The sequence below is a fragment of the Paenibacillus sp. MDMC362 genome (genome assembly GCF_003269305.1).
In the GTDB taxonomy this organism is placed as follows: domain Bacteria; phylum Bacillota; class Bacilli; order Paenibacillales; family Paenibacillaceae; genus Paenibacillus_AQ.
The window spans coordinates 1-13,668 of sequence record NZ_QLYT01000012.1; the positions used below are offsets into that span (position 1 = coordinate 1).

Below are 13,668 nucleotides of genomic sequence, written 5' to 3' on the forward strand. Positions count from 1 at the left end.
CCTGGGGCGCAGGTGAGGCAGCCAGCGGCATCCTGGCGGCGGCCGGCTTCGCCCCGGGCCGCCTCACGCACGCGGCAGCGAGCCTGAGCGGCGTCGCGGCCGGATGCGGCGCCTTCCTTATCGGCGCCGCGCTCACGAAGCTCCTCACCGAGGAAGAGCTTCGGATGCTGCCGAAGGTCGGAAGACCATTGGCCGCCTTCTTGCGGGCCCTGCGTGTGCTGCGCTGAGCCGGGCCGATTGTGAGATGTTTGATCTTCTGTGCTATAGTAGTGTACGATAATGACGTCGACAAGGCGGACGAAGACGAAAGGAAGTAGCGTATGAGTGCATCCATTACGGTGGTCGGCTTGGGTTCTGGCAATCCGGACCGACTGACGATAGGTATCATAAAAACCATGCAGCGGGCATCGAAGGTGTATGTGCGTACATTATCTCATCCCGTCATTGCTGCGTTGAATGAATTCCAGATTGAACCGGAATCGTTTGACCATGTGTATGAAGCGTATGACACCTTTCCCGAGGTGTACGAATCCATTGCATCCGCGCTAATCAACTTGGCCAAAGCTGCTGAGGAAGATCGCGAGATTGTCTACGCGGTGCCCGGGCATCCCATGGTAGCGGAGGCAACCGTTCGGTTATTACGGGAACGCTGCCCGGGAGAGCATGTGACGCTTACGGTGCTCGGCGGTGAGAGCTTTCTGGACGAAGCCTTCGTTCGCCTTGGGTTCGATCCCATTGAGGGCTTCCAGCTTCTCGATGCGGCTGAGCTTCGGGCAAGCGTCATCCAGCCGCAGCTGCATACCCTGATCGGCCAGGTGTATGACATGTTTACGGCTTCGGAAGTTAAACTGGCGCTCATGGAGCTGTATCCGGATGATTATCCGGTCATTGTCGGACATGCGCTGGGCGTTGAGGGCGAGGAGGCGATACGGCAAGTGCCGCTCTTTGAGCTCGATCGCATCGACGGCTACGGGAATTTGTCGCTGATCTACGTACCCCGAAGCGATGACAGCAAGTTAAGGCAGCGAACGTTTGCCCGCCTCCATGAGATCGTTGGCATTCTCCGCAGTCCTGAAGGCTGTCCGTGGGACCGCGAACAGACCCACGAATCCATCCGCAAAAATCTGATCGAAGAAACCTACGAGGTATTGGAGACGATTGATGAGGATGATCCTGAGCATATGCAGGAAGAACTTGGAGATCTGCTACTGCAGATTATGCTGCATTCCCAGATGGAAGAGGAGCTCGGTACCTTTACGGTGTATGATGTCATTCAAGCGCTGAATGACAAGCTGATCTTCCGCCACCCGCATGTCTTTGGCGAGAGCAGCGCCAAAGACGCGGAATCTGCCCTGCAGAATTGGGAACAGATGAAAGCGGAAGAGAAGCGTCGCAAGGGGCTCTCACCAGAAAAAGCCTCGGCACTGGATGGCATCCCGCGGGATCTTCCCGCCTTGATGAAGGCGTACAAGCTCCAGAAGAAGGCATCCAAGGTTGGTTTCGATTGGGATAATATCGAAGGCGTGTTCCAGAAGATTGAAGAGGAACTCGGTGAACTGAGGCAGGCGGTGACCGAGGGCCAGTCCGATGAGGATACAGCACTAGAGCTCGGCGATTTGCTGTTCGCGGTCTCCAATGCGGCAAGATTTATCGGTGCCGATCCGGAAGAGGCGCTTTCGAGAACGAACCGGAAGTTTGTCAGTCGCTTCAGTTACATAGAGGAGCAGCTTGCCGCTCAAGGGAAAACCTTGCAGGAAAGCACCCTGGACGAGATGGAAGCCCTATGGCAGGCAGCTAAATCGGGATCGGCACAAAACGGCGGTATCGACGTGTGAAAAGGGCAACTTTTCACGTAAAAAATAAAAAAATAGGGATTTGCGGCAGGAATTCCGCAAGGCATCCAGAATAATCATTAATGGTGAAATCTTGCAGTTTGCAAGGCGGTTTAACCGAATAACCGTAAAATCTTATATTTTTCTGATAATTGGGAGGATTTAATTCATGAACAAAACAGATCTGATCAACAACATTTCCGGTAAAAGCGGTTTGACAAAAAAAGACGTAGAGAACGTCCTGAACGGCTTCCTTGGCGAAATCACTGAAGCTTTGGCTAATGGCGATAAAGTTCAATTGATCGGCTTTGGTACATTCGAAACTCGCAAGCGCGCTGGACGTACTGGCCGCAACCCGCAAACAGGTAACACAATCGAAATTCCAGAATCCAACGTTCCTGCGTTCAAGGCAGGTAACAAGCTTAAAGAAGCCGTAAAATAATGCGCGTCGATAAATTCCTGAAAGTATCGAGGTTAATCAAGCGGCGTACCGTAGCGAAAGATGTATCGGATCAAGGTCGGGTGCTGATCAACGGCCGCGAGGCCAAGCCGAGCAGCACGGTTAAATTGGGCGATGAAATCACCGTCCAGTTTGGTCAGAAGCTGGTGACCGTCCGGGTCGAGCGTCTTACCGAGACAACCCGTAAAGATGAGGCGACCAGCCTCTACACCTTGGTCAAGGAAGAACCGATCGTTAAAGATCGCGGATTGGACTGGTAAGCAGCCCGAGCTGTTCCATTAAACGTCTCTCACACCATATGGTGTGGGGGACGTTTTTATGTTGACTATGGACGTATAATCATTGGTGCTCCTGCTCTCTTTCTTTCGCCTGACCTTCATTGCAGTGTCACGATCATTCCTGATGCGGTTGTTCTTCTTCCGGTTCTAAAGACAGGCGCCTTCCCATAAGCTATTGTTAAAAGGAGGGGTACATGCCATGATCGACCAAGGGAAGGGTAAGTTTCATGACCTGCGGATGCAGAACCGGAAGCTGCTGGACATTACGGGTGTCCAAAATGTGGAGAGCTTTGACAGTGAAGAATTTCTGCTTCAAACCGAGCTTGGGCATCTCACCATTCGGGGGCAAAATTTACATATTAAAAATCTCAGCCTGGAAGAGGGGCTTTTGTCGATTGAAGGTCAGGTGCATTCACTGATTTATTTGAATCCCGGTTCGCAGACCAAGAACAAGAGTCTGCTAGGTAAGCTGTTTAAATGAACCCCAGCGTACAATGGATCACGCTGCTCTGGATGCTCTTCTCCGGAGCAGCAATGGGAGTCGCCTTCGACAGCTACCGGGTGCTGGCAGGGCAGCTCCGTTTCCCGCAATGGTCCAAGCATACCCTGGACTTCCTTTACTGGATTGCGGCAGCCTTCTTCATTTTTCGCATGTTGTACGTGACCAATGACGGTCAACTGCGTTTTTATGTGTTTGTGGGTCTGTTTATAGGGGTTTGGATCTATTTTTTATTATGGAGTGTCATAACCCAGCGTTTTGTGGTAATGTTAATTCAAGTGACAAAAGGCTTATTGTCCTTTTTGTACAAGCTGTTCCGTATGTTATTGTGGAATCCCATCAAAGGAATCCTGATGCTCATCTTGGGATTGTTAAGGTTTCTATGGAAGTTTCTCCTGTCGCTGTTGCGTTTAGTCCTTAAATGCCTCATGCCTTTTTGGCGACTCTTGAAATGGATGCTGAGACCGATCACATCCAGAGTCAGGCTGCCGGCATGGAGCAAGCAATTCGCGGACAAGGTTATTAAGGCGTGGAAGCGCTGGTTTTAGGAGGTATGGTCATGGGAAGATTTGCTGACCCGTCGAAGCAGGCTCCCCAACAAACCAAGACAAAGAACAAGGGCGCACGCCGGCGTAAAAAAATGTTTGTGGCGATGATGGCGCTGTTTTTGATCTGGGCAGGTTCAACGCTCTGGTCCCAGAATGACCGCATCCGTAATCAGAACGAAGCGCTTGCTCAAAAGCAAGAGGATTATAAGTCCGTTGAACAGTCGCTAATCCAGATTACTCATGAAGTGGAGCGATTGAAGGACCCTGAATATATCGGGCAGATTGCCCGCAAGAAGTTTGGACTGTATCTGCCAAATGAGACGCCGATCATTCAGCCCCAAAATTCGGGCGAAAAGCCGTAATTAGGCATGACAGACGTCTGTTGACCTTGTTTAGGTCATTATCGTATAATCAAATCACCGCAGCGCGATTTCTAAATCGGACTGTATATTTTTAAGGGAGGATCATTTTATTCTATGGCAATTGAAGTGGGCACCAAGTTAGAGGGCAAGGTGACAGGCATAACGCATTTTGGAGCATTTGTGGATCTGTCAGGAGGTGTCACGGGTCTCGTTCACATCTCGGAGATCGCCGACAATTACGTTAAGGATGTCAACGATCATTTGAAAATCAACGACGTCGTTACCGTGAAGGTGATTAATGTCGACAAGGACGGCAAGATCGGTCTTTCGATCAAGCAGGCTGTCGACAAGCCGGCTTCCGAAAGTCGTCCACCCCGCGCACCGAGACCGGAACGCAGTGGAGGCGGCGGAGAACGATTCGGAGGTGGTGGCGGTGGAGGATTCAACCGTGAACGCGGCGGACGCCCGTTTAAGCCTGCGGCCAACAAGCCTTCATTTGAGGATAAAATGTCACGCTTCCTAAAAGACAGTGAAGAACGGATCTCTTCGCTTAAGAAGAATACGGAAGGCAAACGCGGTGGACGCGGAGCCAAACGTATGTAATTCGATAAAATATAAACTGACCGCAGAGGGAAATCGCCTTCTGCGGTTTTTTTGTCGTTGTATCCAAGGGTACGACAGGTTCCTACGCAATTTACGGCGTTGTCGTATGGAATGAGTACGGGATGTCCGCCTCAATTCGGGAAATGATCCTCAGGATTGCTGCAGGCTTGACCGGTGGAAACACCGCTGGGCGCGAGGGATGGGCGCTCTTTTCCCGAACGTTCGCAAGTCACGTTGATTTTGTCGGAAATTTCTTTCGGGCTTGTCCGGTGTTCTGACAAACTTTCCTGAACAGGGGTTTTATAATGGGACCAACAAATTCGTGAAGAATGGGGTGCCAGCGTAATGGATAAAAGAAATCTGGTGATGTTTCCGGGTACTGAGGCAGTTAAAGGGGGAGCGGGTTCCATTCGTGCCCGAGTAACAGAACGGTTAGGGCAGCTGCCTTTCCTGCAGCGTCCCATCCACTTCCTGGCCGCTAAGAAGTGGATGATTCTGCTAACCTTCATGGGTTTTCTGCTCGGACGAGCTATGATTCTGGGGGAGCTGTCTCCATTTGCAGTCGCTTATTTTGCAGTTATTGCCTTTATGCGTCGTGATGTTTTGCTGCCGGTAGGCGCAGCGATTGTTGCAGGTAGTTTATTTGCGTCCTTTCCGGTGGCATGGATGGTACCGGCAGAAATCTTGATCTTTTACTTTATGATGCGGGGATTGGAGACCTATGATCGGGCAGAATTGTCGTATGCGCCGCTGATGGTATTTGTCTCCACCTTCTTCGTGAATCTGTTTAGTGTTCTCATCGGACCTAGCATTACCTGGTATTCCATGATGATGCTCACCCTGAACGCCGTACTCAGCTTTGTACTGACACTGGTCTTTATCCAGGCGATCCCGGTGCTGACTCTTCGTAAAAAAACACATGCTCTTCGAAATGAAGAAATTCTATGTATCATCATTTTGCTGGCGTCGGTCATGACAGGAGCCGTTGGCTGGACGATTCAATCCCTGTCGGTAGAGCATGTCCTATCCCGATATTTAATTCTATTGTTTGCTCTTGTCGGAGGAGCTCCGCTAGGCGCCTCGGTTGGTGTAGTAACAGGCCTCATCCTCAGTCTTGCCAACATTTCGGCATTCTCCCAAATGAGTCTGCTAGCCTTCTCTGGTATGCTGGCCGGTATGCTGAAGGAAGGGAAGAAAGGCGGCGTTTCGCTGGGAATGCTGCTGGGGGCAACCATTCTCTCCATCTATTTCAGCAATCCTGGAGAAGTGATGATCTCCACCTGGGAAACCTGCGCGGCTATCGTGTTATTCCTCATTACGCCCAAGAGCGTGATGCAGGCTATAGGCAAGTATGTGCCGGGCACGCAGGATCATACCCGATCACAGCATGAATACGCCAAGCGGGTCCGGGACCTTACAGCGGATCGTGTGACCCAATTTTCCCGGGTGTTCCGGCAGCTCTCGCAAAGCTTCGGACAAACGTCCGGGGTTATCCAGCCTCCGGGCAAACAAACGGAGGAGATGAACCATTTCATGAATGCCGTGGCGGAGGGCAGCTGTGCCACATGCTTTAAAAAGAATCAGTGCTGGGACATGAAATTTTACCAGACTTATAAATATATGACCGATATGATGACCTCTATCGAGGAGAATCCTGAGATGGAAGCAGACGATCTGCCGCCGGAATGGAGCCGGATCTGTGCCAAGAAGGAGGAGGTGCTTGGCATCCTCAAGCAGCAGTATCATCTTTACCAACATGATATGCAGTGGAAACGCCAAATATACGATAGCCGTCATCTGGTTGCGGAACAATTATCCGGGGTTTCGCAGGTTATGGAAGATTTGGCGCGAGAGATTAAGCGGGAAAGCCAGACGATGCACATTCAGGAAGAACAGATTCGGGAAGCGCTTCATCAGCTGGGGTTATCGATTCAAGGCATCGATATCATCAGTTTGGACTCCGGGCAGGTCGAGATTGAGATCGTTCATGCGTATACCCGGGGTTACGACGAATGCAGGAAGATTATAGGACCGCTGCTGTCCGACATTCTCGGGGAGCATATCGCCGTAATGGAAGAGACCTTGACCCATCCAAGGGATGGATTGGCCACCGTGCGATTCGGCTCAGCGAAAACATATGAAATTATGACGGGCGTAGCCGCAGCGGCCAAGGGAGGAGATATTTTATCGGGTGACAGCTTCAGTACGGTCGAGTTGGGGAACGGGACGTTTGCGGTAGCGCTTAGTGATGGTATGGGCAACGGGGAAAGAGCTCGGCTTGAGAGCAGTTCGGCCCTGAATATATTAGAACAGCTGCTTCAATCCGGGATGGATGAGAAGCTGGCGATCAAATCGGTGAACTCGATTCTTATGCTGCGTTCGCCGGATGAAATCTATGCTACGGTCGATATGGCCCTAATCGATCAATATACGGCTCAAACCACCTTTATGAAGATCGGTTCGACGCCAAGCTTTATCAAGCGGGGGAATGATGTCATACCGGTCTCGGCCAGCAATCTCCCGATTGGGATTATTCAGGATATCGAAGTGGATCTGGTGTCATTACAGCTGCAGGCCGGTGATGTTCTCATTATGATGACGGATGGCATATATGATGCGCCGGGTTATGCGGTGAATAAGGAGCTATGGATGAAACGAATGATTCAGGAGGTGAACAGCGAGGATCCGCAGGAAATAGCCGATTGCTTGCTGGAGAAAGTGATTCGCTATCAACAGAATCAAATACATGATGATATGACGGTGGTGGTCGGGCGTGTGGATCACTTCCATCCGGAATGGTCGAATGTGCACGTGCCGGGCTTCGCCCGAATGGAGCGGCCGCGAACGGTTAGCTGATGCGATAGATAAACTAAGCGATTGCCCGGGAAATGGAGGACCCCGGATATGGTAAATCTTTTCCGTCGATTCTTCTATATATCGTTTGAACTCTCTTGAATGTGGAAATGATAGAGACAGAAGTCAAATCGATAGGATGAGACGGAGGCGATCATTTATTATGAAGCAAATTCTACTGATTACGGACGGATGCTCGAACGTGGGGGCCAGTCCGGTACTGGCCGCAGCCCATGCGCTCCAGGATGGTATTGTCGTGAATGTGGTGGGGGTCCTTGATTACGGAACGATTGGTGAGCTAGGGGGATTGGAAATTCAGGAGATTGCCAAAGCGGGAGGGGGTATTCACCGGATCGTAGGTACACCGCAGCTGGCGCAGACGATACAGATGATGACTCGGAAAACGGTGGTTCAGACGATCCAACAAGCGGTAAATAAGGAGATACAGCATATTTTGGGGGGCGGGTCGCTGGAGGAGCTTCCGCCGGACAAGCGATCCCAGGTCGTTGAAGTTGTGGATGAGCTGGCTGAGACGTCAGCTCTGCAGGTCGCGCTGTTAATCGATGCAAGTGCTAGCATGAAACCCAAGCTGGCTGCCGTTGAGGAAGCGATACGTGATTTAATGCTAAGTTTGAAAGCGCGCGCAGGCTCAAGCCAATTGTCCGTATTCCATTTTCCTGGAAAACACAGCGGCGAGGATATCGTGATGGACGTGAATTGGACCTCGGATTTGGACGGCGCCCGGGGAATGTTCAGCCGCCTGCAGATGAGAGGGGCTACGCCGACGGGACCTGCCTTGTTAAAGGTGATTGAATTTTACCGATATGGTACACTAGAGGGTAATCAATCATGGCAGGGTCATTCCAGCCAAGAGGAAGGGATGCTCGGTGACTACGTTGTCTAACCCGGGTTATCCGCCAGGAACCGTAATTAAGGGCAAGTGGCGGAACAGCCGGTACATCGTGGAGCGTATGCTCGGCAAAGGGGCTAACGGCAAGGTGTATCTGGTCCATCGGGCAGGAGTACGCGAGCGTTATGCTCTAAAAGTTGGGTATGACGCTCTGGATCTTCAATCCGAAATTAATGTGCTGAATGCGTTGAAAGAACAGATGCCGAACCCTTATCTCGTGGAAGCGGACGATCATCATGACGGCAGCGGCGAAGTGTCCTTCTATGTCATGCGTTACATTGAAGGAAGTCCGCTGCATCATTTTATTCGCAAACGAGGTGCCGATTGGATCGGATTGATCGGACTGAAGCTGCTCGAGAAGCTGTCGGTTCTGCATGCATCCGGTTATGCATTTGGTGATTTGAAGCCGGATAATGTGATGGTCTCGGCATACGGAAGCGTGGAACTGATCGATTATGGAGGCGTCAGCCCTTTCGGACGCAGCGTCAAGCAGTTTACGGAATGGTATGATCGGGGATACTGGAATGCCGGAAGCCGGACTGGCGACATATCCTATGATTTGTTCTCGTTTGCCGTGATGTGTATCGGCCTGATGGATGAGAAATCCTTACGGGAGGCGTCTTGTCAGCTTCCCCAGACCCGTAGTGTTGCCGATCTGCAGCTGGTCCTGCGAAGAAACCTCGTGTTCAAGCCATACGCTGTGTGGCTGAACAAGGCTTTGTCGGGAGATTTCGCGGATTCACGGGAAGCGTTGAACGAGTGGAGAAAACGAATATATGAAGGTTCGGGCCGGAGCGTGCGTCCTAAACCGGGGCGAACTCCGCGTTGGCTGAAGAACGCGTTTGGTTTGTCGTTAGTCATCATGGCTCTTACTGTTTATTTTTTCTTCCGCTCATGAAGTTGTTGATTCGATGCCGAGTGGCTTCCTGATTCACTTCGTGTTAGATATAGAATTTATGAGTAATCAGTGGAACTGATGAAATTCTATAACGCAAGAAAACCCACCTATGCATCGCGGTTGCTCATCCTTGAACTCGATAGAGGTTTTCTTATCAAAAGCGGGCTTTTTGAACAACCTCAAAAGGGGACCTGGAAGTGAAACAGGATTATTTACGAACATTCGTCAACCATGTCGAGCGTACAGCCGCAGAGTTTGATCTGTGGTCAGAAGGCGATATCATCGTGGTCGCCGTTTCCGGCGGGCCTGACTCCGTTGCGCTCCTGCACGTATTGCATGAAATTTCTATGCACCGGAAGCCGCTCCGATTGATCTGCGCCCATGTGCATCATGGGTTTCGGAAAGAATCAGACCAAGAGGCAGAGATGGTGCGTGAACTGGCGGAGCGGCTCGGACTTCCATTAGAAACGGCGTTTATCGATATTCCTGCTTATATGGAAGAGAGCGGAAAGGGCGGACAGGAGGCAGCAAGAGAGAAGCGTTATGAATTTCTGCTGCAAACAGCCCATAAATACAATGCGCGCTCCGTAGCGCTGGCTCATCATGCTGACGATCAAGCCGAAACGGTGCTCATGCGGCTTCTGCGCGGGAGCGGCCTGTCCGGACTTGCCGGAATAAAATTTAAGCGAACGGAAAAAAAAGTGGAACTTATCCGTCCGTTCCTTCGTATGTACAAGGCGGATATCGTGGAGCTGTGCCGTATATGCGGATTCGAGTATGCGGTGGATAACAGCAATCTGCAGACGAAGTACCGCCGCAATGCGATTCGCCTGGAAGTATTGCCTTTTCTGGAACGATACAATGGGCAGTTCTCCTCCTCACTCAATCAGCTGGCCGAGATTGTCCAGCAGGAGGATGATTTTGTGGAGCTTGAAGCTGCGAAGCAATTTCGGAGTATGGTACGGGAGAACGATGGGAGGCTCGCTTTCGACGCGCCTTCCTTTTTGGGCTTACATGTCGCTTTACAACGGCGTTTGATTAAACTAATATTAAATTACCTGCCCTCAGACCAGGAAAACACCGATTTTGTCAAGATTGAAACGGTGCGCCATGGCATTCTTAACGATCAGCGAAGCAACTGGCGTCTGGATCTGGGTGACGGCATTACCTGTGTTCGTGAGTACGGAGTGATCCAGTTTTGGCCTAAGCCTCCGGAAGAACAGGGACAGTACATATACATTCTTGATTCTCCTGATGTTTCGCAGCAGTATGTTAAGGAAATCGGAAAAATGCTGAAATTGTCGTTAAAGACAGGAAGCGAGAGCCGGAGCGGCTCTAGACCATCGGCCTATGTGGCGGATTTCGATGCGGATGAGCTTAGGTTTCCTTTAACCTTGCGTAACAGACAGCCGGGGGACAAGATGAAGATCATGGGATTAAACGGAAGCAAAAAGGTGAAAGATATTCTCATTGATGAGAAAATCCCACCGTCTGTCCGTGCCCGGATTCCTATTCTTTGTGACGGTTCCGGCAGCATTGTGTGGATTCCAGGTGTACGACGTTCCGTTCACGCCGCTTGCGGGCGGCACACATCACGAGTTCTCCAGATGGAGCTATCGGATGCTTAAGGCAAGTGTAAAACGAAGAATGGCCCGTTTCACGCTTTCATAGTATAAACGTAGGAGGTCCACTTAAGTTGCAGAATGACATTCAGGAAATACTCATCAGTGAAGAAGAGATTCACGCAAAGATTAAGGAACTTGGTTCCAAACTCAGCGCCGAATATGTGGGACGCAATCCACTCGTTATTTGCGTTCTTAAAGGTGCGTTTATTTTTATGGCCGACTTGGTTAAATCCATAACAGTACCTCTTGAGTTGGATTTCATGGCTGTATCCAGCTATGGGGCATCAACCAAATCCTCCGGCGTGGTGAAGATCATTAAAGATCTGGACGCATCCGTGGAAGGCAGGGACGTGCTGATTGTGGAGGATATTATCGACAGCGGTCTTACGCTGAGTCATTTGATTGAGCTTCTGAAGAGCCGTAAGGCAAACTCGGTGTGTGTTGTCACCTTGTTTGACAAGCCGGCACGCCGTACGGTGGATTTGCAGGCCGATTATACCGGATTCGTGCTGCCGGATGCTTTTGTTGTCGGATACGGACTTGATTATGCCGAGCATTACCGGAACCTCCCCTACATCGGGATTTTGAAGCCGGAAATCTACAGCAGTTAATCCGCGCCAATGGGCTGCTATCACAGTTCAGGGCCCTTTGTTGAGATGGCCAGACAGGCTGTGGTAAAATATCTTATGTGTCTTGAGAGGAGGTAGGGGATGAGTCGGTTCATCCGGAATTCTGGTTTTTATTTGATTCTATTTTTAGTCGTGGTGGGCATAGTACAATTCGTCACTAATGGCGGCGAGCAAGCCGATGCCCCTAGTTATAATCAACTGCGGCAGGAAGTCAAAGCTAACAACATAGAGGAAATGACGGTGCAATTTGACGGTTACGCTTATCTGGTGACCGGTAAGTATAGGGAGATTTCTGAAGAGAAAAAATCAGAGAATTTCTCAACCTATATTCCTGCCACGGATGCAGCAATGCAAGAGCTGACTGCAGCCAGTGAGAGCAACAATGTCAAACTGTCCGTGGTGCCAATGGAAGGCCAAAGCATTTGGCTGACATTGCTTTCATCCTTTATTCCGCTCATCATTATGTTTGTTCTGTTCTTCTTCCTGTTTAATCAGGCTCAGGGCGGCGGCGGCAAAGTGATGAACTTTGGCAAGAGCAAAGCCCGCTTATATAATGAAGAGAAGAAACGGATTACATTTGAAGATGTAGCCGGAGCAGATGAAGAGAAGCAGGAGCTCGTTGAAGTTGTTGACTTCTTGAAAGATCCGCGCAAATTCAACACGGTTGGCGCTCGCATTCCGAAGGGTGTTCTGCTTGTCGGTCCTCCGGGAACCGGTAAGACACTCCTGGCTCGTGCCGTTGCTGGTGAAGCAGGAGTGCCGTTCTTCAGTATTTCCGGTTCCGACTTCGTTGAGATGTTTGTCGGTGTCGGTGCTTCTCGTGTACGTGACTTGTTCGAGAACGCGAAGAAGAATGCACCATGTATCATCTTTATTGATGAGATTGATGCAGTGGGTCGTCAGCGTGGCGCCGGACTTGGCGGCGGCCATGACGAGCGTGAACAGACACTCAACCAGTTGCTGGTTGAAATGGACGGTTTCGGAGCCAACGAAGGCATTATCATCGTTGCTGCGACCAACCGACCGGACATTTTGGACCCGGCGCTTCTTCGTCCGGGACGTTTTGACCGTCAGATTACCGTAGATCGCCCGGATGTGAAGGGCCGTGAAGCGGTACTGAAGGTTCATGCACGCAACAAACCATTGACGAAGGATGTTAAACTCGACATCATCGCCAAACGTACAACCGGTTTTACAGGCGCCGATTTGGAAAATCTCCTGAATGAGGCTGCCTTGCTTGCGGCTCGCCGCAACCGTAAAGATATTTCCATGCGAGAAGTGGATGAGGCGATTGACCGCGTTATCGTTGGTACGGAGAAACGCAGCCGCGTGATTAGTGACCGCGAGAAACGCATCGTGGCTTACCATGAAGCAGGTCACACCATTGTGGGTTACTTCCTCGAACATGCGGATACGGTGCATAAGGTAACGATTATTCCTCGTGGACGTGCCGGTGGATATGTCATTATGATGCCGAAGGAAGATCGGATGCTCGTGACGAAGCAGGAATTGCTGGATCGCGTAACCGGTTTGCTTGGTGGCCGCGTCGCTGAGGAGCTGTTCATCGGTGAAATCGGGACCGGAGCCTACAGTGACTTCCAGCAAGCGACAGGCATTATCCGCAGCATGGTTGTGGAATACGGTATGAGTGAGAAGCTCGGACCGATGCAGTTCGGCACATCCCAAGGACAAGTGTTCCTGGGTCGTGACATCGGGCACGAGCAGAACTATAGTGATGCAATCGCTTATGAGATCGATCAGGAAATGCAGCGATTCATCAATGATTGCTATGAGAAATGTAAAGAGATCCTGAATAAGCATGCTAAAGAGGTTCACCTGATTGCGAACACGCTCCTTGAGATGGAGACGCTGGAGCTTGAGCAAATCAAGAATCTCATTGAGACTGGATCAGCTGAAGGCAACGGCAGTGGCGACGGTGAAGGAGAAGGTTCTTCCGAGAATGGTGAACCGATCATCGACAACATTGGCGACGTGAAAGTTCGCATCCAAGGGAAAGAAGACGGCGAGCAGCCGACTTCCACGGAAGAAATTCCGAACAACCCGATGGATTCGAATGATCCAGGGCCAGAGCGCAAAGATTCCGAGCGCAAGGATCCTCCAGGCGGATCGGACAACGGTAATAGCAGCTTAACGTAATATTCGCTGATAAA

Annotated in this window: 13 protein-coding genes and 1 pseudogene; all 14 read left to right on the forward strand. The window is 50.7% G+C overall.

The window, feature by feature from the left end; genetic code table 11:
• Positions 1–227, forward strand: a pseudogene (locus tag DP091_RS05450) (putative polysaccharide biosynthesis protein); the annotation flags it as partial.
• Positions 228–320: 93 nt separating this feature from the next.
• Complete coding sequence (gene yabN / locus DP091_RS05455) at positions 321–1,835, forward strand: bifunctional methyltransferase/pyrophosphohydrolase YabN (RefSeq protein WP_113057409.1); 1,515 nt, start codon at positions 321–323, stop codon at positions 1,833–1,835.
• Positions 1,836–2,001: 166 nt separating this feature from the next.
• Positions 2,002–2,274 (forward strand): HU family DNA-binding protein, encoded by a 273-nt coding sequence (locus DP091_RS05460; protein WP_009591918.1) that lies wholly within the window; start codon positions 2,002–2,004, stop codon positions 2,272–2,274.
• Positions 2,274–2,552: an RNA-binding S4 domain-containing protein gene (locus tag DP091_RS05465; protein WP_076326537.1), complete on the forward strand. Its 279-nt coding sequence runs from the start codon at positions 2,274–2,276 to the stop codon at positions 2,550–2,552. Before DP091_RS05460 ends, DP091_RS05465 begins: the two co-directional genes overlap by 1 nt.
• Before the next feature lie 217 nt (positions 2,553–2,769).
• The gene (yabP, locus tag DP091_RS05470; protein ID WP_009591926.1) at positions 2,770–3,051 is read left to right on the forward strand and encodes a sporulation protein YabP; all 282 of its coding nucleotides are present in this window, start codon (positions 2,770–2,772) and stop codon (positions 3,049–3,051) included.
• Positions 3,048–3,617: a spore cortex biosynthesis protein YabQ gene (gene yabQ / locus DP091_RS05475; RefSeq protein WP_113057410.1), complete on the forward strand. Its 570-nt coding sequence runs from the start codon at positions 3,048–3,050 to the stop codon at positions 3,615–3,617. The genes yabP and yabQ overlap by 4 nt, the downstream gene beginning before the upstream one ends.
• An 11-nt stretch (positions 3,618–3,628) precedes the next feature.
• A complete protein-coding gene (locus DP091_RS05480) occupies positions 3,629–3,979 on the forward strand; it encodes an FtsB family cell division protein (RefSeq protein ID WP_113057411.1) in 351 nt (116 codons plus the stop codon).
• Between the two features lie 114 nt (positions 3,980–4,093).
• Positions 4,094–4,582: a S1 domain-containing RNA-binding protein gene (locus DP091_RS05485; RefSeq protein WP_009591896.1), complete on the forward strand. Its 489-nt coding sequence runs from the start codon at positions 4,094–4,096 to the stop codon at positions 4,580–4,582.
• Positions 4,583–4,927: 345 nt separating this feature from the next.
• Positions 4,928–7,438: a stage II sporulation protein E gene (gene spoIIE / locus DP091_RS05490; RefSeq protein WP_113057412.1), complete on the forward strand. Its 2,511-nt coding sequence runs from the start codon at positions 4,928–4,930 to the stop codon at positions 7,436–7,438.
• 160 nt (positions 7,439–7,598) lie between these two features.
• A complete protein-coding gene (locus DP091_RS05495; RefSeq protein WP_113057413.1) occupies positions 7,599–8,339 on the forward strand; it encodes a vWA domain-containing protein in 741 nt (246 codons plus the stop codon).
• Positions 8,323–9,243, forward strand: coding sequence for a serine/threonine protein kinase (locus DP091_RS05500; RefSeq protein ID WP_113057414.1), 921 nt, complete (start codon positions 8,323–8,325; stop codon positions 9,241–9,243). Before DP091_RS05495 ends, DP091_RS05500 begins: the two co-directional genes overlap by 17 nt.
• Positions 9,244–9,440: 197 nt before the next feature.
• Positions 9,441–10,871, forward strand: coding sequence for a tRNA lysidine(34) synthetase TilS (gene tilS / locus DP091_RS05505; protein ID WP_113057415.1), 1,431 nt, complete (start codon positions 9,441–9,443; stop codon positions 10,869–10,871).
• Between the two features lie 68 nt (positions 10,872–10,939).
• Entirely contained in the window at positions 10,940–11,479 is a 540-nt protein-coding gene (gene hpt / locus DP091_RS05510) for a hypoxanthine phosphoribosyltransferase (RefSeq protein ID WP_071221070.1), read from the forward strand.
• 99 nt (positions 11,480–11,578) lie between these two features.
• Positions 11,579–13,654, forward strand: coding sequence for an ATP-dependent zinc metalloprotease FtsH (ftsH, locus tag DP091_RS05515; protein WP_071221069.1), 2,076 nt, complete (start codon positions 11,579–11,581; stop codon positions 13,652–13,654).
• The last annotated feature ends 14 nt before the right edge of the window (positions 13,655–13,668 follow it).